This window comes from Lentibacter sp. XHP0401, assembly GCF_025751535.1.
GTDB lineage: Bacteria > Pseudomonadota > Alphaproteobacteria > Rhodobacterales > Rhodobacteraceae > Lentibacter.
Window position 1 is genome coordinate 198,397 of the sequence record NZ_JAOWLC010000002.1, and the last position, 17,775, is coordinate 216,171.

At 50.4% G+C, this 17,775-nt stretch carries 20 protein-coding genes; 10 read left to right on the forward strand and 10 right to left on the reverse strand.

What is annotated here, in order from left to right; translation table 11 throughout:
* Positions 1 to 20: 20 nt before the first annotated feature.
* On the reverse strand, positions 21 to 395 hold the full coding sequence (locus OE750_RS03865) for a hypothetical protein (RefSeq protein ID WP_263761583.1): 375 nt from the start codon (positions 393 to 395) through the stop codon (positions 21 to 23).
* A gap of 229 nt (positions 396 to 624) precedes the next feature.
* Here OE750_RS03865 and OE750_RS03870 point away from each other — a divergent pair, with 229 nt between their 5' ends.
* Entirely contained in the window at positions 625 to 756 is a 132-nt protein-coding gene (locus OE750_RS03870) for a hypothetical protein (protein WP_263761585.1), read from the forward strand.
* Positions 757 to 1,081: 325 nt separating this feature from the next.
* Here OE750_RS03870 and OE750_RS03875 read toward each other — a convergent pair whose 3' ends face one another.
* The 6 genes from OE750_RS03875 to OE750_RS03895 form a co-directional block, all read right to left on the reverse strand.
* A complete protein-coding gene (locus tag OE750_RS03875) occupies positions 1,082 to 2,065 on the reverse strand; it encodes a hypothetical protein (protein ID WP_263761588.1) in 984 nt (327 codons plus the stop codon).
* A 407-nt stretch (positions 2,066 to 2,472) separates the two neighbouring features.
* Positions 2,473 to 2,718 carry a helix-turn-helix transcriptional regulator gene (locus OE750_RS03880; RefSeq protein WP_263761590.1) on the reverse strand — a complete coding sequence of 82 codons (246 nt, stop codon included), beginning with the start codon at positions 2,716 to 2,718 and terminating at the stop codon, positions 2,473 to 2,475.
* A gap of 136 nt (positions 2,719 to 2,854) precedes the next feature.
* A complete protein-coding gene (locus OE750_RS03885) occupies positions 2,855 to 4,138 on the reverse strand; it encodes a tyrosine-type recombinase/integrase (protein WP_263761593.1) in 1,284 nt (427 codons plus the stop codon).
* A 603-nt stretch (positions 4,139 to 4,741) separates the two neighbouring features.
* Positions 4,742 to 5,470: a Crp/Fnr family transcriptional regulator gene (locus tag OE750_RS03890; protein ID WP_412176193.1), complete on the reverse strand. Its 729-nt coding sequence runs from the start codon at positions 5,468 to 5,470 to the stop codon at positions 4,742 to 4,744.
* A 407-nt stretch (positions 5,471 to 5,877) separates the two neighbouring features.
* A complete protein-coding gene (locus OE750_RS18180; RefSeq protein ID WP_412176194.1) occupies positions 5,878 to 6,213 on the reverse strand; it encodes a phage holin family protein in 336 nt (111 codons plus the stop codon).
* A gap of 3 nt (positions 6,214 to 6,216) precedes the next feature.
* Positions 6,217 to 6,543 (reverse strand): DUF883 family protein, encoded by a 327-nt coding sequence (locus OE750_RS03895; protein ID WP_263761597.1) that lies wholly within the window; start codon positions 6,541 to 6,543, stop codon positions 6,217 to 6,219.
* A gap of 161 nt (positions 6,544 to 6,704) precedes the next feature.
* Here OE750_RS03895 and OE750_RS03900 point away from each other — a divergent pair, with 161 nt between their 5' ends.
* Positions 6,705 to 6,866: a DUF1328 domain-containing protein gene (locus tag OE750_RS03900; protein ID WP_263761599.1), complete on the forward strand. Its 162-nt coding sequence runs from the start codon at positions 6,705 to 6,707 to the stop codon at positions 6,864 to 6,866.
* Between the two features lie 256 nt (positions 6,867 to 7,122).
* Here OE750_RS03900 and OE750_RS03905 read toward each other — a convergent pair whose 3' ends face one another.
* Positions 7,123 to 7,932: a response regulator gene (locus OE750_RS03905; RefSeq protein WP_263761602.1), complete on the reverse strand. Its 810-nt coding sequence runs from the start codon at positions 7,930 to 7,932 to the stop codon at positions 7,123 to 7,125.
* Between the two features lie 104 nt (positions 7,933 to 8,036).
* Between OE750_RS03905 and OE750_RS03910 the strand changes: the two genes are divergently transcribed.
* The 4 genes from OE750_RS03910 to OE750_RS03925 are packed head-to-tail and all read left to right on the forward strand — an operon-like array spanning position 8,037 to position 11,993.
* Positions 8,037 to 8,201, forward strand: a complete 165-nt coding sequence (locus OE750_RS03910; protein ID WP_263761604.1) for a NepR family anti-sigma factor — start codon at positions 8,037 to 8,039, stop codon at positions 8,199 to 8,201.
* Positions 8,198 to 8,752, forward strand: a complete 555-nt coding sequence (locus OE750_RS03915) for an RNA polymerase sigma factor (protein WP_263761606.1) — start codon at positions 8,198 to 8,200, stop codon at positions 8,750 to 8,752. The genes OE750_RS03910 and OE750_RS03915 overlap by 4 nt, the downstream gene beginning before the upstream one ends.
* Complete coding sequence (locus OE750_RS03920) at positions 8,749 to 10,455, forward strand: sensor histidine kinase (protein ID WP_263761608.1); 1,707 nt, start codon at positions 8,749 to 8,751, stop codon at positions 10,453 to 10,455. The genes OE750_RS03915 and OE750_RS03920 overlap by 4 nt, the downstream gene beginning before the upstream one ends.
* A complete protein-coding gene (locus OE750_RS03925; RefSeq protein ID WP_263761610.1) occupies positions 10,455 to 11,993 on the forward strand; it encodes a phospholipase D-like domain-containing protein in 1,539 nt (512 codons plus the stop codon). Before OE750_RS03920 ends, OE750_RS03925 begins: the two co-directional genes overlap by 1 nt.
* On the opposite strand, the gene OE750_RS03930 is transcribed toward OE750_RS03925, so the two are convergent.
* Together OE750_RS03930 and OE750_RS03935 are read right to left on the reverse strand one after the other, a co-directional pair.
* Positions 11,927 to 13,048: an AI-2E family transporter gene (locus tag OE750_RS03930; protein WP_263761612.1), complete on the reverse strand. Its 1,122-nt coding sequence runs from the start codon at positions 13,046 to 13,048 to the stop codon at positions 11,927 to 11,929. The genes OE750_RS03925 and OE750_RS03930 overlap by 67 nt on opposite strands.
* A gap of 88 nt (positions 13,049 to 13,136) precedes the next feature.
* The gene (locus OE750_RS03935; RefSeq protein ID WP_263761614.1) at positions 13,137 to 13,325 is read right to left on the reverse strand and encodes a PLDc N-terminal domain-containing protein; all 189 of its coding nucleotides are present in this window, start codon (positions 13,323 to 13,325) and stop codon (positions 13,137 to 13,139) included.
* Between the two features lie 201 nt (positions 13,326 to 13,526).
* Between OE750_RS03935 and OE750_RS03940 the strand changes: the two genes are divergently transcribed.
* From OE750_RS03940 to preA, 4 genes are all read left to right on the forward strand, one after another.
* The gene (locus OE750_RS03940) at positions 13,527 to 13,724 is read left to right on the forward strand and encodes a CsbD family protein (RefSeq protein WP_263761616.1); all 198 of its coding nucleotides are present in this window, start codon (positions 13,527 to 13,529) and stop codon (positions 13,722 to 13,724) included.
* 109 nt (positions 13,725 to 13,833) lie between these two features.
* The gene (locus OE750_RS03945) at positions 13,834 to 14,733 is read left to right on the forward strand and encodes a mechanosensitive ion channel family protein (RefSeq protein ID WP_263761618.1); all 900 of its coding nucleotides are present in this window, start codon (positions 13,834 to 13,836) and stop codon (positions 14,731 to 14,733) included.
* Positions 14,734 to 15,108: 375 nt separating this feature from the next.
* Positions 15,109 to 16,443: an NAD(P)-dependent oxidoreductase gene (locus OE750_RS03950; protein WP_263761620.1), complete on the forward strand. Its 1,335-nt coding sequence runs from the start codon at positions 15,109 to 15,111 to the stop codon at positions 16,441 to 16,443.
* A 20-nt stretch (positions 16,444 to 16,463) separates the two neighbouring features.
* The gene (preA, locus tag OE750_RS03955; protein ID WP_263761622.1) at positions 16,464 to 17,768 is read left to right on the forward strand and encodes an NAD-dependent dihydropyrimidine dehydrogenase subunit PreA; all 1,305 of its coding nucleotides are present in this window, start codon (positions 16,464 to 16,466) and stop codon (positions 17,766 to 17,768) included.
* Positions 17,769 to 17,775: the final 7 nt, after the last annotated feature.

Sequence of the window (17,775 nt, forward strand, 5' to 3'; positions counted from 1 at the left end):
ACCACTTATGCTCACTCCTGCTATTTTTCAGCCTGCCACATTCCCGAGATAGCATGCCTTAATGAGAATAGGATAAGCCCGCCAAGAAAAGCAGGCCAGAACGTATCAAAGGGAGTGGGTGAACGGATCTCAAGCCGGGCCCAATAGTCTTGCAGAGTGATTTGTAGATAGGCGGATCGAAGCGCCCCCACAGTCAGCGCTAGAAACAAAGGGTTGACCCGGCCCGAGAACATGAAGCCGACCACAAAAAGGATCAAGAAGCGCAGATCCAAAACAGCTGAGATGGTTGTGCCTGTGACAATCGCCAGCGTTCGTTGTTCTATGTTGAGAAAAACCACAAAGGTGATAGCAGCAATTCCCAACAGAGCTGCCGAGTACTTCCAAGAATACATCATTTGATTTCAGACCTTTCCGCTTCACGATAAAAGCTCACAGGCTACAAGTTATTCCATAACCAGCAATGCAAAAGATAAACAAAATTTGCAGTGGAGTTTCAAAAGGGGGCGGCCGTGAAGGCCGTCAGGGAGAGCACAGTCACTCGGGGGATGATGGGCGGCGAAGGTCGTAGGCGCCAAGCACGCGGCCCTCCTGCGCCCTGTGCGGCGATCTCTTGGACCCCTCGTCATGGCTCTTGCTGATATGCGCGAGAAAATGGTCACCGGCCTTCGCCGCTTCCGTGACGTCTTCCGCCGTAATGAACTGCAACCGGACATCGTAGAAGATGGCAAAGACTACCTGGACGGGATGGGACCATAGAGGCGCGCAGCGCCCCCCTCTGGGAGGCTTGGAGCCATGAAGGCAAACAGAAGCCGGATTTTACACGGTCAGATGCGACTGCCTGAAACCATCCAGCAAAAGGCCGAATTTTTACAGAACCCATAGAACAGGGGGTTTTGGTGAGGTCAGAAGCAAGAAAGCAGGCGGGGAAGTGGAGTTTCTCGAGGGAGGGCCAGCCGTTTAAACAACTTCCCCGTCTTCCCCCCAACCTCTCCTCCTACAAGAAACCTCTCCCATATGTGGGAACGTTTTGAAGTAAGCCTATGATAAATAACAATAACGCATGTGAAAATTGGGGTCTGGTTTAGTGGCGCGTTTTGGCCTTGATCTTGACGCCCATCAGGCCAGCATTTTCGGCGGCCTCATGCATGATTTCTTCCAGCTTATCTTTCATTGAGCGGCGAACCCGATAGCTATCGTGCAGAGCTAAAACAGGTTCGCCCAATCTGGTCATGACCTTCAAGACGTGCATGGCTATCTCGGAATCCAGCTTCATCAGCCACAGACCCGCGCCGGTGTGAAAGTCCTCGGCAATCAGATGGTGTCTATCTTTGACGTCTCTCACCAGCTTGTGCGCGAATGCCATCGCCTTGCTATAGTCGCTTCCCGCAATCTGCTTCATAAGCCGCCGGCTGGTCGTGACCTCAATCACGCCGCCCTCTTCATCGCGCACAATCTTTTCGCCATCCGAGTTTGCCAGCACGGTTACTACGTCGCCCAATGTATCGGCGTTGATAAGCACCAGCAGCGCCAGCTTGACCAGATCGCGCGGCCAGTTGCCCACGTCATAGCAATCGGCAGGCGCAGGGTGGCCGCGTCGGTTGTATAGGATGTGCGGATGGAATGCCGTGAAGTCCATCTCGATGGTCGGTTCACCGTTCATTGTTATATCGTGGCGCTCATCTCTCGGCATGTTTTGCCAGTTAGGTCCTCCCACTGCGTAAAGCCTCCCGCCGTAATCCGTGCTGATATTGAATACTCGCCGTATTGGACAACGTATGTCGATGCCCTTGCCGTTTCTAATGTCGGTGCCTGTCAGCATTTCGTTGACCGGGCCCAGTGCGCGCTCGATGCGCTCCAGATCATAACGGTTTGAAGGTGTAAACTCTTTTCCATTGGCATCTCGTATGATTGCCGTGCGGGCTGGTATTGCCAGAGGCACGGCGCCCATATCAGGGGTGATAGGTTGCAGCAGATCAGCTAGTGAGCCGGTGCCTATCGCCGCACTTTGCCAGCCGCGTCCGCCCGGGCTTTGCACCATGTTTTCCACTAGACCCATGCTTTCCATGCGATCGATGCAGCCGGTGATGTTTCGCCTTGTCAGCAGGCCGTTACAGTTGCCCCTACGCCTTTGATCATTTCGCCTGCTATAAGACGTAGCGTGCCCTGCTAAAGAGTTCTCATAGATAGCTACAGCGATGGGCGCGTGTTCTTTTCGCTCCAAGCCCAAAGAGGATTGGATCTCGCCCCAGAGTGGGCGCGTGTTCAGTCGAAGATATAGGGGGATTTGCTGTTCCCCCGTCTCGTAGAAAACTTTCAAGTCATCCTGCCCATCTAGGGGGCCGGGGCGAGTTTCATTGCGGTATTATGAGCTATGCTCTATGTTCATTTTGAAAACCCCGCAGATATGCCGCCACAGCATTATGCATTTTAAGCCCGCGCCTCTCCAAAGGTCGCGGGCTTTAACTTTTGTGGTTAAGCAGCGGCACTTTTGGAGTGGCTTTGTTGGTTTGAGCCGCGAAAAGTGGTGGTTTCGTCGCGGTTCGATAGCCAATTCTGAATGTCATTTTCGCGCCAAGCGACTGCTCGTTTGCTAAGCTTGATAGGCTTTGGGAACTCGCCATCTTTCATCATCGCGTAGATTGAAGAACGCGAAAGACCTACCAAAGCAATAACGCTTGGAAGGCGGAGAACGCGAGTGTGTGAAGTTGAGGCTGTCATTGCTCTGATCCTTTTAGGTTTCAATAACCCCAAGATCAGCCAGTAACGTTCAGTTCCAAATGCACGAAGGTAGTGGGCGGAAAGTTAATGACTATTTTCCTGACAAATATCCCATTTATCTGCCACTCGCCCCACATCAAACCAATCTGAGGCCGTTCACGTTGGGCACGTTCTTTGTTTCCTGAGTTACATACTCAGCCCAAGCATTCATCATCAATCTGCGGCGCTCAACAAGGGTTTCCCGATGGTAAGCCTGTTCCACACGGTTGCCTATTCGATGCCCAAGAGCGAGCTCCGCCATTTCTCTTGGGTACTCCTCTCGGCCTGCCCAGTTCCGCGCCGTTGCTCTCAGGCCGTGTGGAACGGCTGGACGATTTGACTGAGGATCTCGCCAACCGGCTTCCTCTTCTCGAATGCCGAGTGCTGGTAATGATAGATCATTGAGTACCTCAGATGCATGCATTCGACGCATGACGCCTGACAGGGCCATATCACTCAGTTCACCGCCCCTTGGTGCGGGAAACACAAATTCTTCCCCCACAGTCCTTGGAATGCCGCGCAAGAGGGCAAGGGCCGCATTTGAAAGGGGAACAGCGTGCTCTTCCTTTGTCTTGGTTCTATGTGCAGGAATATTCCAAATAGACGCCTCAAAATCAATCTCTGACCAAATTGCACCGCGTGCTTCGCCACTTCGAGCCCAGGTTAGGGTTAGAAACTCTAAACATCTCGCAGATATTCCCTGGCGTTTTCTCAGTTGTTCCATCCAATTTGGGATGTCTTCAACCGCGAGCGCAGGCTGGTGTCTCACCTGTTTGACCTTCGATGGCTTTGGCAGAAGCATGTCGAGGTTACCACCCCATGTTGCAGGGTTTGGTCCTTCTCTCCATCCGTGCGCGGTGGCAAACGCTAATACACTTTCAATTCGACCGCGTAGCCGGCTGGCAGTTTCACTCTTCGTGCTCCAGATTGGTTTTAAGACCTCTAAAGTATCAGCAACAGTGATTTCAGTAACAAGCTTGCCTCCCAATCTAGGCACAGCATAGGTGCGCAATGTGCTTCCCCACTGGGCAATATGCTTAGAGTTGGTTAATTCGCCAGCCTTCTTTTCGAGGAGCATTAACATTACCGCTTCGAAGGTTGGAGTGGTCCTGTCTTTTTCACGAAGTGCTAACGGGTCTCCTCCGTTTCGTGCAGTCTGCCGGTTCTGTGAAGCGGCTACGCGCGCCTGTGCTAAGGAAACGAGTGGATAGGAACCTAGGCCCAGGTCGCGCCTCTTTCCCCTTATCACAAGGCGCTGGCCCCACCTTTTGCTGCCAGTGTTGGTAACGATTAACATAAGGCCGTCGCCATCGCTGTATTTTCCTGCCACCTTCACGGTGCTGCAAAATGCTGCTGATAATCTTACTGCACGTTTTGGCATGCCGCCCCCCATCAAACCCCACATTAAGCGGGAAGAACCACAATCCGCCCCACATAAATATTAGGAACACTCTAGACGTGACTGGACATTTATGGAAGGTATATAGTTGAAATATATGTGATTAATGGAAGGTTGTGGACTGTTTTGGATTATAGATTGGCGGTCTTCCTGTCCGCCAGAAACCCACATGAAAATCATTTCAACTAGACTGATTGCATTCATTGAGTGCGCGAGAGTTTAGAGACATGGCTGCCGGATATGGATTGTTCATCTAAAATGGCAGCAAGATCAGACAGTTTGTCTCTGTATTCTCGACGGCCTGTTTGTGGTGGAGGGACGCGAAGAAATAAAGATTGGCGTAGCAATGTGGTCGGTCAGGCGAACTGACTTTGAAAAGTGTAAAATAATATTTACGCTTGAGTTGGCAGAACCCCTCCGTGATATTCCCTTTTTCACGTGCGCTATGGATGCTTGCGCTTTCGGCATCCGTTGCGGCAACTCTTTTGGGGCTCGGAATGCTAACGCGTATGGTAATCATTCCGCTCTAGGCATAGGGTGGGTAATTGCTAAAAGCTATTAACGCTAATTTAGTGTCACCATTTCTCACATTATCGGTCGGGGTGATGCTTCGAGTTCATCCATCAACGCGACATCGGCCAACGCGTTTAGATCAGGGACACGCAGCGTGCCGTCGGACCAATGGGCGAGCTGTTTGGATCTTAAGGCAGCAAGCGTCTTGTTTGTGTGAACGAGAGACAAGCCTAATGCGTCCGCCAAGTCTTGTTGCTTGAAGGGGAACTTCATTACATTTGAGTTTACAAGTCCAAGCGCGCTCCCTCTTATGAACACGCGCGCCAGGCCCCATGCGACAGCTTGAATGGCTGTACGTTGCCCGACAGTAGATAATGCCTCACCCATAAAGTGCTCTTCTACCGCTGCCAGCCACGTGAGTGAAAAGGCCCTTTCGGGGCGTTCTCTAAAAAAGGTCCACATTTCGGATCGATCAAACACACACAGGGTCATCTTTGTGGTTGCTTCGACAGAATGGCCCATTTCCCCCATAACACCCGCCTGCAGGCCTATGAAATCTCCAGGGAATATCATACTGACAACTTGTCGTTTACCGTTCCGGAGCAGTTTGTACCGTAAGCCCATCCCGTGAAGGGCAGTGTACAGTTGCGGGCTGTTTGATCCTTCCATCAGAATCGGCGTGCCTGCATCAACAATAAGTTCACCGACTTTAAATCGTTGCATGAAGCGAACTTCATCTGCTGACATGTCTTCAAATATGTCACGTTGCCTTAGCGGACAGTTTTCGCATTTAGTCGCCATAAAGAGCTCTCCGATATGTCATAGATTAATGCGCGCTGTGGCGATTAGCATTACGCGTAGATGATGCAGAAAAGTAGCGCACATCTTAACCGAGCCTTTGTTATTATAGAGTCGGATCCCATCATCAGCATGGATCTGCTTGGAACTGTCGCGGCCGCATTCCCACAAAGTTCCGTCTATATCAGCGAATTGGTGGCGGACGCTCTGTCACCTAGCAATTTATCGTTAGTACCCACATCGATTCTTATAAATTCAGTTCTGGTGACGGAAGAGTGTATAGATGTTTTGCGGGACTGTGTTGATAACGGTGCTAAGCTTGTGTTTATCGGTTCGGCTCCTGACACTGACCTGCCATCGGTCGTTATCGAGCTTCCTTTTACAACATCAATGATCTTGAACGCCTTATCCTAGGTCTTCCCGCGGTCGGCTTGGGCTCCGGCATGAAGGCCAAATAGGAAGGCCTGCATGATTGGTGGACCATCGGTTGATGGTGCCTTCTCTTCAGCAGGTGGCTTCAGATTATCCCTTCTCCTCGTCGATCCTATTGCGAGCATTATCAAGCCAAACCCGAGATAAACGCACGCCACAATCAAAGCGGTTGTCGCAGTGCCCACAAGCGGTAGCAATATCAGCCAGCCTGCAACGGTTAAAAAACCGGCTCCGACAGAACACAAAAGCAGGCCCCCCGTAAGAAGGCCTGCGCGTTTGACCGTATGGGCCACTTTTCTCTCAATACCAAACATCGGTTACTTCCGTGCACCTAGAAAGCCGATTAGAAAACCAAGTCCGGCAGCAATACCCAACGCAGTTGCAGGTTGCTTATGTACAAAATCGTTTGCCTGACCCTGCAGGGCAAGAGCTTGCTGGCGTGCAGCCTCAGCTTGGTCAGAAACTTTTTCGCGCGCATCGGTTGCCTTGGCTTTTGCAGCGGAAGCCGCTTCATACCCTTTTGATTTACCAAGGTCGGCAATCATTTGTGTAAGGTCAACAATATCATCTCGCAACGTTTCTACCTGCGCACTCAAATCATCCGCATCAGTGCCTTTATTGAGCTTTTTTATTGTGGTTGCCATGATCTATCTCCTTTTACTTAACTGACCAACCAACGTGTGATGGCAAGATTGGGTTCCCTGTAAAAAGTAAAAATAGCGTGGAACCGAAAGAGTAACATGCCTGTTGTTTGAGTAGACAGCGCCGCAAAGAGCGGCGCTACCTGAACAGAAGGGAACATCTTATGTTATACTATGCACTGGTATTTTTTGTCGTTGCGCTCATTGCGGCGTTTTTTGGATTTGGGGGCATTGCATCGGCCACAGCAGGCATCGCACAAGTTTTGTTTGTGGTTTTTCTGATATTGTTTGTGGGCACGCTGATAATGCGTGCAGTTCGCAAATAACAAAACTGCTGCGAACAGGAGATCATCAAAGCCATAAGACAACCGTTTCATGTTGCTGCATTGGCGGAAAGAAAGTTTCGCGAGGATAAACCTACGCAGTTGATGAGTTGGAGAGTGCGTACCGTGGCAAGGGCCAGGTGCGCCTCAGAAATTGGTAGGGATCATGGATGAATTTGTGGCCGCAGATGTAGAAATGCTAACCAATACGTACAAGAAAATTAATAAGCCCGCGAAAATGAATTTCGCAGGCTTATTTTTATGCCTTTAGTGTGTCGGTGGATGCAAAAAACATCGCCTGGCTAACTGCGGATCTCACTTGCTCTTCGTGAAATGGCTTTGAAATCAGGAATGCAGGCTCAGGCCGGTCACCTGTCAGTAGGCGTTCGGGAAATGCCGTTATAAAAATCACAGGAACGTCCATAAGCTCAAGCAAGTCGTTAACAGCATCAATTCCAGACGAATTGTCGGCCAGCTGGATGTCTGCCAGAATCAAATCGGCACTATGGTCTCGTCCCAATTTGATTGCTTCAGTGTGTGTCCGGGCAATACCTGTAACGTCATGGCCAAGACCGGTCACGATGGCCGAAAGGTCTGCGGCAATTATCGGCTCGTCTTCGATGATCATCACGCGCCCCTTGAAGCTATCGGCGAGTTCTTCATTTGCTTTGCTTATCAAGCTGCGAACTTCATCAATGTTGGTATCCATGATGGTTGCCACCTGTTCGAGGCTGAAGTCTTCAATCGTGCGCAATAAAAGCGCCTCGCGCGAGTTTGTTGTCAGATTGGCAAGCAAACCGTGTGCCCGGCTGCGCAAACTATCTTCAGGGTCGACAAACGTCTGGCCTGATGTACTCCAAATTGCATGAAAGCATTTGAAAAGGTTTACTTTAACTGGGTTATCATTCTCAAATGAGCTACGATCTTTTAGGATCACCTCAAGTGTCGCGACAGTATATTTGTCTCCTCGCGCCTGCGATCCCGTAAGCGAGCGGGTATACCTGCGCAAATAGGGAAGTTCGGAAGCGATCAAGTCTGAAAAATTGGCCGCGGCTTTGGTGCTGTTCATTTTTCTCACCTTATTTACAATAATTGTGGAACCAAACGCGCGCCTGAGCGTTTGGTTCCACGTTGAATGAAGGTTTTTGGCAGGATATGAGGCGATGAGACAAGATGACAAGTAGAAGCGATGCTAAAAAAGCCAAGATCGCGGAGTATATTGATGAGAACCTGAAAAAGGTTTTCTCCGAGCTCGAGAGTGACGAGATGCCCGATCAGATTGTCGACCTTCTGTCTGTGCTTCGGGCGCAAGATGAAGAGTTGAAGCAAAAAAAATGAATGATCTTGATCCAAAAGACGAGCTGGTAACACATCTGCCCGCTTTGAGAGCGTTTGCGCTCAGTCTTACTCGCAATGGCGCGACGGCTGACGATATGATGCAGGACACTGTCCTAAAGGCTTGGACAAACTTGGACAAGTTCCAAGCTGGAACGAATATGCGTGCATGGTTGTTTACGATCTTGCGTAACAACTTTTATTCAAGCCGCCGCAAGCTGAACCGTGAAGTGGCTGATGTCGACAGCGCATTTTCAGACAAACTATCGGTCAAGCCGGAACACGACGGACGTTTGCAAATGCGGGATTTCAAGCAAGCATTCGAGCAATTACCAGATGAGCAGCGCGAAGCGCTCATTCTTGTCGGGGCAAACGGGTTTTCCTATGAAGAGGCGGGTGAAACTTGCGGGGTTGCGACCGGAACAATGAAAAGTCGAGTCAATCGGGCGCGTACCAAATTAACCGAGTTATTGAAGCTTGATGAAGATGAAGCTCTAGAGATGACTGACACGGCGACGATGGCGGTCGTGGCAACTCCGGGGATGCCTTCATGATAGCAGGCAAGTGGTATAACAGTCTGCGTGTGCAGATTGTTGTGCTTTTATCTCTCGCACTTTTCCCGCTTGGTGCGATTGCAATTAATCAGACAAATCAGGTCGAGGCGGAGGTTGAGAGAAACAACGGTCTTACATTGTTGGCTCTAACCAAGCGCGCAGCTATGAATGAAGAGTTAATTATCGAACGGGCTATAGGCGCCGCGCATTTTTTTTCCGTCATCGCTGAGGAGTATATCGAGAATCCCGAGCGCTGCCAGCGAGACCTCAAGGCATTCTTGAACGAAAATGACGCCTATAGTTTTATTGGGATCCTGCCTCCAACGGGCGTTGTATCTTGTAGCTCGGCTGATGAAGTTTACGACTTATCTGACTCACCAAACATCCAACAACTACTACTTGAAAAACAACGTAAAATTTTAGTTAATAAACACGCTCCGTTGAGTGGTGTCTCCATCTTTAATGTTTCGGAGCCATTTGAAATTGACGGCGTTTTTGCCGGATTTGTATCCGTGTCGATCCCACACGATGTGCTACCTGATACAGACGATGACCTCACCAGTCTTGGCCTCTTGAACCTCATAACGATCAACGAAGACGGGGATATTTTAACCGCGCGAGGTGGGCTGGAGAGTGCGGAAGACGAGTTGCCAGAGGGGCTAACGCTTCAGTCTCTTGCACTTATTCAAAGGGCCACGTTCCAAAGTAAAAACCAGAATGGCTTCAGGCGCGCTTATACTTTTGCGCCTATAGTAGGCAGCCGTGTTAAGGTCATCGGAATATGGGACGTTGAAAATCGCAACGGGACTTCTTTTAGGGCCAGTATCGGACCGGCCGTCTTTCCGATACTCATGTGGATGGCCAGTATGGCCGTGGCAATACTCTCCGTTTACATGTTGGTTCTACGCCATCTTGCACGAATGCGCAGAGACATGGATAATTTTGCGGAGCACCGCATAATAGCAGAGACGACTAAAACTCCGATAATGCCGAACGAGCTTCAAGCGCTTGAGGATAATTTTGGCCAAATGACCGCCAGCATTCTGCGTGAGGAAGCCGAGATGGAGGACATCCTGAGAGAAAAGAATGTCCTCATCAAGGAAGTGCATCACCGTGTTAAAAATAATCTTCAACTGATTTCTTCAATTATGAACATGAAGATCAGAACGGCAAAGCATGAAGAGACGCGCTCGATGTTGTCACGATTGCAGGATCGCGTTCTCAGCCTTGCAACCATTCACAGGGATTTGTACCAATCGAAGAATGGTGGATTGGTTAACGCTGGAGCTTTGCTAAGCGAGATTGTTGAAAAGTCAGCCGAAGTTGCCGCTTACTCCAATGACGCACTAGACATTAATGCTGATTTTGATCCCGTTTGGCTCTATCCTGATCAGGTTGTTCCGCTTTCGCTGTTGGTCGCTGAAGGCATGACAAACGCGATGAAGTATATAGGCCAAACGCAAGAGGAGGGGGCTTGGGTTAAGGTTTCTCTTAAGCAAGAAGATACTGAGTGTGTGCTCACGCTTGCCAATTCGATCGGCGATAATGCCGATAGAGAAAGCACGGGGCTGGGAACTCAGTTGATTAATGCCTTTTCCATTCAGCTAGGGGGGCAGATCGAGCTGAAAGAAACCGCAAAAAGTTACGCTTTGACTTTGCGGTTTACGATTGCTGACTTCGTTCCAGAAAACCGTGACTTCTAATGCGTTCACATACTCCGCGGCTTTTTGAAGTATTGCTCACCGCATCGGAGGCTTATCCTGCTCTGGAGCGTGAATTCATGCTTGCTGAGCATGAGATTCTCGCCAGTTTCCGGGTATTTGACCCTTGGACAAAACTTCGGTCTCAAGCTGCAAAGCGCGTCGGTCAAATATGGTTTGACCTTCTGATAGACACTTTAGACCGTGGTGTCCAAATCACGCTTACTATCAGTGACTTCGATCCGGTTGCGCGCATGAATTTCCACATTCACAGTTGGAATTGTGTGCGCGCAATATATGCAGCTGCTGAGCTGTCAAAGAATCCTCATTTGCTGAAGGTAACGGCGGCAATGCATCCTGCGAGCGTCGGTATTCTTCCGCGACTGTTGCTTTGGCCGCGTATGATCAAAGAAATCAACACCAGCCTGGAAGACATAAACCAGAAACCTCCGGCAGCTCGAACAGATATACTTAATCGAGCACCCTATGTGCGGCCTTTGGTAAGATATCACGGTCAAAAACTGGCCGCTCGCCGCTTTCCACCACCACGGCTTTATCCTGTTACGCATCATCAGAAACTGGCTGTTTTTGATGACAGCCGGCTTTACATTGGTGGTCTTGATTTGGATGATCGCCGCTATGATACACCTAATCACGACCGCAAGGCTTCGGAGACGTGGCATGACACTCAAATCATCGTTGATGGTCCCGTCGCTCGAGAAGCCGCAGATCACCTTCGGGAATTTCAGCGTGTCGTTCGTGGTGCAAAACCCACCAAGACCGATTTTCTTCTGCGAACAATTTCTGCTAGGCGCGCTGTCGATTTACCATTCATGTCTCCCAAACCAGTCGTCTCCGAGATCGCAACGGCGCACCGTGAAATGATCGGGAGGTCATCATCGCTGATATACTTAGAGACGCAGTATTTAAGGGATCGTACACTTGCAAAACAACTTGCACGCCGTGCGAAAGAGGCTTCTGGCCTTACGTTGATCATTATCCTGCCAGCCGCTCCGGAAGAAGCTGCATTTGGCAATGAGAAGAGCAGTGATGTTGCTTATGGCGAGCACTTGCAGTGCCAATGTGTTGATATTATCCGCAGAGCATTCGGCGCACGCGTGTTTATTGGTTCACCAGTGCAGCAAGAAAGTGCGAAATCAAAAGGGCGTGCTAGCCTTTATGGTTCTCCAATCATCTATTTGCACGCAAAGGTTTCTATATTTGACGGCGTGGATGCTATCGTGTCTTCTGGGAACCTTAATGGTCGTAGCATGTGCTGGGATACTGAAGCAGGTGTGACAACGACAACCCCACAAGAGGCAAGGCATTTGCAAACCCGCAGCTTCAAGCATTGGTTGGGGGATACCGCTGATGAAGCCCTTTTCCAGCAAGAAACGGCTTGTTCTGCCTGGTCCAAACTTGCGAAGAGAAATGCAGGACTTCCTCCAGAAAAACGTCAGGGCTTTATCGTGCCTTACGCGGAAGACCCGGCTGAACTCGTGGGCCGCAATTTGCCCGGTGTCCCCGAGGAAATCGCGTGAGCCGTTAATCCATCATAAATGGCCACCCCCCAGACGAGCAGGGGTATTGCGATTATCCCACCAATAGGCCCCCACAGCCAAAGCCAGAACACCAGAGACAGAAAGACCAAGAGCGGATTTATCGACAAGCTTTTGCCAACCAAAGTTGGTGTTACAAACTGCCCCTCTGTGGCATTCATGGCAAGATAGGTTGCCGCAGGTAGATAGCTGTATGCACCATCAAACACAACGATCCCTGTTACAGTTAACAAGCCTGCTAAAGCGATTGGGCCAAGGTAAAGAACGAAGTTCAACCCAAACGCCAGCATCCCCCATAAAATAGGTGATGGCATTCCGTATAGGCGCATGACGATGGCCACCAGAACTGCAAAGCAAAAATTTATTGCGCTGATTGTCAGAACGTATTGAGATACCTTCTCACCGGCTTGACGAAGATCGTCTCCATTGATGTGAATTGACGCACCGCTTACCCAGTCATACAGGTCGTTTTTTACCATCAGGAAAAAATAGAGCGTGCCAGAGAAAATCATGAATTGAGCGCCAAATTGAGGCGCGTAAAACAAGGCGTCACTAATTGACGGAAGGTTAACCGCCTCTTCAGAATCTTCAGTATTTGCGACGGTGTCGCCTTCGGCAGGCTCTATTGCTTTGGCGAGATCTTCTGACATATCTTCCAAGCCGCGCAATAACCGTCTTAGTTCCTCGATGGTTTCTCGTAGTTCATTCCAAATCACAGGGGCACGTTCTATTGCCTTGGTGACGTAGGGCTCGATTAGAAGCAGCAACAGCAGTATGCTTGTTAAAGCAAGAAGCATCGACAGGAGAGCTGAAAGCGCCGCAGGTAGCTTCAGCCTTTCCCAGATATCTGACAATGGAGTGAGGATAAGGCCTAAAAGCAGTGCCGCGATAACAGGTGCAAACACGGTTTTTGCGTTTAAAAGAACCGTAAAGACGACAATTATGGTTAAAATAACGAAACAAGCATTGGCAAGTGTCATTGGGTGAATTGCCACTGCCGCTTTATTTGGTGCAGCCGATTTCTTTGCGTTACTCATTAACTATCCTTGCGCAAGATGCTAGCTCTGATGACAAGGCAAGGAAGTGCAGATTGCCCCGCACGACCGATGAACTTGCCGTTTTGCCTCAGGTCACGCGCTGGCCACCTTTTGGTCCGGCAATAAGCCAGATGATGAAGCCGATCACTGGAAGCACGAGGACAAGCAATGTCCAAAGCACTTTCGTTCCGGTCGATGCGGCTGATCCAAGAATTGAAATAATAGCCCAGATATTCAACGCTAGAACGATTAACCCGCCTAAACCTGCATATTCCATTATACTTCCTCCGATGTTGTGGCGTTTACAAAGAGCAAACACCTCGAACAGAAAAAAGTTCCAAAAGCAGTAACAATAAAAACCATCTCTTCGTGCAAAAATCACCCGATTGTATGGAACGATCTTATCAAAGACGCGTTGGATTTTGAGAGGGGCGTTTCAGACGCCTGTAATTCAATTTCTAAATGAAAGGATCACATCATGAACTGGGATCAAATTAACGGTAAATGGAAAGAAATGACAGGCAACGTAAAAGCCAAATGGGGCGAGTTGTCAGATGATGAAGTCGCTGAAATCAACGGTGACCGTGAGGCTTTGGAAGGTAAAATCCAGGCCAAATACGGCAAGACGAAAGAACAGGCGAAGAAAGAAGTCGACGATTTTATGGGTTCGATCTAATCAACGCCCGAATACGGTAAGCCAAGTCGCCGCCGCTGAAAGGCGGCGGTTTTTTTGAAAATCTGCGGCGCAAATTTACGCCGTCATATAAGACACAATTGGGAAGATTATGGAGCAAATTGAAGGTGAAGACACAACGCTTTGGGGAAAGCTCGTATCCTTCGTTCAAATGGATATATATAACGGGAAGTCGGTTGCGGACCTTCTGACATTGGAGGCTTTGCTCGGGATTGCAGGAAACGCTGTCGCGGCAGTGCTTATTATCATTCTAGGCTTTATGGTCTCAGGATTTCTGCGTCGTAAGATTAAAAAAGTAGCCCAAAATCACCGTAATTTGGATGAAACGTTATTCGACTTTTTTGGCAATATCGTTCGATATGCTGTTTTAACGTTTACAGGCCTCTTTGTTCTCAACACGTTTGGTGTTCAGACAACATCAATCATCGCAGTGATTGGTGCTGCGGGTCTAGCCATTGGTCTCGCTTTGCAGGGAACTCTTTCCAATGTTGCTGCTGGCGTAATGATTATTCTTTTTCGTCCGCTTAAGATCGGTGATTTTGTGGAGGTCAACAACGTTGTGGGAACCGTCAAAGAAATTACACTTAATTACACCGAGATCGCCGACACATCGAATGTGCGGGTCGTGGTGCCGAACTCGGAAGTTTGGGGCAATACCATCAAAAACTATTCTAGTTACACGACGCGCCGTGCGGAATGGACTTTCGGTGTAGGCTATGGGGTTAATCTTGCGAAAGCTGAAAAGGTTATTCGGGACACCGTCATGGCGGACGAACGATCTCACTCCGAGCCTGAACCTTTCTTGCAGGTAAACAGCTTGGGAGGCAGCAGCGTTGATTTTCTATTGCGTGTCTGGTGTGATTCTTCTGATTATTTTCAGTATCAAGCCGATATGAAGCGCAAGGTTAAAGAGGCGTTGGATGAAGCGGATATAAATATTCCGTTCCCCACTCAAACTCTTCTGGTCGAAACCGGTAGCAAGGCTGACTGAGGAAAGAGAAAACGTGCATCTGAGGAGGGCGACCATATCCGTTCTTTGTAACACGTGCGCACGGTGGGGTTAATATACAGGGGACCGCTTCAAAACAGGGGGGTGATATGCGTGCACCATGCGTGCACAACCCGTGCACCTCCGAAACGGGGCAAAGGTTAACCGTAATTAAGTTAATACGGCGTGCGCGGCTGCGGGCTTCACGACATGATTCCGCCGCGATCGGACTTAATCGGCAGCCGTTGGTTCCTTCGGGATAATAGGGGCATCTGCTGGACAGCCTATCCCTTGAGCAGGTGCTTAAAATTTACCATTTGATAAAAAATTACTTCGCGAGTAGCCTCTTTTGTAAGAAGTGAAAAATTGGAGACGCAAATGGCTAATTCTTTATCCACCTCGGGAATCGTGTCGGGCCGCAAAGAGAGGCAGGACTTGTCCGACAGTTTTAGCGACCTTCATGAGCCGCTGTCGGACCATGAAGCACTTGTCGCTGCGGACAGGTGTTACTTTTGCCATGATGCACCCTGTGTGACGGCGTGTCCGACGTCGATTGATATTCCGTTGTTTATTCGCCAGATCAGCACCGGCACTCCGGAGGCTTCGGCGAAGACGATTTTTTCACAGAATATTCTGGGCGGCATGTGCGCGCGGGTTTGTCCTACCGAAACTCTCTGCGAAGAGGTCTGTGTGCGTGAGGTTGCCGAGGGCAAGCCTGTTTTGATCGGGCAGTTGCAGCGTTATGCGACCGACACGCTTATGGCCGAGGGAACGCATCCGTTCGAGCGCGCGGCGGCGACGGGTAAGTCTGTCGGGATTGTCGGTGCGGGGCCGGCGGGGCTTGCCTGCGCGCACAAGCTCGCGACACTCGGGCATGATGTGACAATCTATGAGGCGCGCCAGAAGGGCGGGGGGCTGAATGAATTTGGCATCGCGGCTTATAAAGCTGTTAATGATTTTGCGCAAAAAGAGCTCGACTGGCTTTTGTCGATTGGCGGGATCACCATCAAATACGGGGTGGCTCTTGGTGAAGATATCACGCTGGCCGATGTGCAGACGGATCATGATGCTGTGTTTTTCGGCATGGGGCTGTCCGGCGTCAATGCTTTGGGCTGTGAGGGCGAAGACCTTGAACACGTCGTGGATGCCGTTTCGTTCATATCCGATCTGAGGCAAGCCAATGATCTGGCCAAGGTCGAGATCGGCCGCAACGTTGTGGTGATTGGCGGGGGAATGACGGCTGTTGATGCGGCTGTTCAGAGCAAGCTTCTGGGCGCGCAGGATGTGACGCTTGTCTATCGGCGTGGCAAGGAAAGCATGAGTGCGTCTGTGTATGAACAGGAGTTGGCGACATCCAATGGTGTGCGGATTATCTATAATGCGCAGCCGATGAAAGTTGCTAAAAACGGCAAGGCGATGAGCGTTGAATTTGCTTATACCAAGACAAAAAAGGGCAAACTCACGCGCACCGGCGAGAGCTTCAGCCTGCCTGCGGATCAGGTGTTTAAGGCGATTGGCCAGAACCTGACGGGCGCGCCGGAGGCATTGAAGCTGGAGAACGGCAAGATTGCAGTTGACGAAAACGGACGCACCAGCGCGCCCAAGGTCTGGGCGGGCGGTGACTGTGCATCGGGGGGCGATGACCTTACGGTGACAGCCGTTGCAGAAGGCCGCGATGCGGCGCTTGATATTCACGCCACACTTTTGGGCTAGAACAGAAAGAGGGTATTACAATGGCAGATCTGACAAGCAACTTCGTTGGGATTACGTCACCAAATCCGTTCTGGCTGGCTTCGGCGCCGCCGACGGACAAAGAGTATAACGTGCGTCGCGCTTTCGAGGCGGGTTGGGGCGGTGTCGTATGGAAGACACTTGGCTCGGAGGGGCCACCTGTGGTGAACGTGAACGGCCCGCGCTATGGCGTTGTACATGGTGCTGACCGCCGCGTTCTGGGCCTCAACAACATCGAGTTGATCACCGACCGCGACCTTTATCAGAACCTTGAAGAGATCAAGCGGGTGAAGGCGGATTACCCGGACCGTGCCATTGTTGTTTCGCTCATGGTGCCTTGTGAGGAAGAGGCCTGGAAGGCCATTCTGCCGCTTGTCGAAGAGACGGGTGCGGACGGGATCGAGCTTAATTTCGGCTGTCCGCATGGTATGGCCGAGCGCGGCATGGGCTCTGCTGTCGGGCAGGTGCCCGAGTATATCGAAATGGTTACGCGCTGGTGCAAGCAATATTACTCAAAGCCGGTGATTGTGAAGCTGACACCCAATATTACCGATATTCGCCAGCCTGCCGCTGCTGCCATGCGCGGAGGGGCCGATGCCGTTTCTCTGATCAACACGATCAACTCGATCATATCGGTTGATCTTGATGCGATGGCGCCGCAGCCGACGATTGATGGCAAGGGCACGCATGGTGGCTATTGTGGGCCTGCCGTGAAGCCGATTGCTATGAACATGGTTGCGGAGATTGCCCGCTCACCAGAGACGGCCGGTTTACCTATTTCGGGTATCGGCGGGATCACGACATGGCGCGATGCGGCCGAGTTTATGGCGCTTGGCTGTGGCAACGTGCAGGTCTGCACGGCTGCTATGACCTATGGCTTCAAGGTCGTTCAGGAGATGATCAGCGGCTTGTCGCAATGGATGGACGAGAAGGGCCATACTTCGATGGACGACTTTGTCGGCATGGCTGTGCCGAATGTGACCGACTGGCAGTATCTTAACCTCAATTATGTTGCCAAGGCTTCAATCAACCAAGACGATTGTATCAGCTGTGGGCGTTGCTTTGCGGCATGTGAAGACACCTCGCATCAGGCGATTTTGATGTCGGCTGATCGTGTGTTTACAGTGAATGACGCGGAGTGTGTTGCCTGTAACCTGTGTGTTGAGGTTTGCCCCGTTGAGGATTGCATCACCATGGTTGCGCAAGAACCTGGGACGGTTGACGAGCGAACCAAGAAACTTGTGGTAAAAGAGCATGGCGACTGGACGACACACCCGAACAACCCGGGCGCTGTTGCTGCCGAGTGAGCTTCAA